We start from the raw sequence: 278 nt of genomic DNA, 5'->3' as shown, positions 1-278 counted from the left end.
GTTACTTCCCACATACATGATGTAGTATTAAATGTTGCTGTTTCATAACAAGCTGTCGCTGGTTCTGCCGGTTGAGATCCTGTTACTTCCCACATACATGATGTAGTATTGAAAGTCGCAGTTTCATAACAAGCCGTAGCTGGTTCTGCTGGTTGAGATCCTGTTACTTCCCACATACATGATGTAGTATTGAAAGTCGCAGTTTCATAACAAGCTGTCGCTGGTTCTGCTGGTTGAGACCCTGTTACTTCCCACATACATGATGTAGTATTAAATGT

At 41.7% G+C, this 278-nt stretch carries 1 protein-coding gene; it reads right to left on the bottom strand.

The features are described 5' to 3' along the window. Window positions 1–278: hypothetical protein (locus Q0842_RS16155; RefSeq protein ID WP_298500536.1), on the bottom strand; the 278-nt coding region annotated here is incomplete at both ends.

It is taken from the genome of uncultured Algibacter sp. (assembly GCF_947495675.1).
GTDB lineage: Bacteria > Bacteroidota > Bacteroidia > Flavobacteriales > Flavobacteriaceae > Algibacter_B.
Note: the sequence above shows the minus strand (reverse complement) of the source record. Positions and strands in the feature narration are given on the sequence as shown.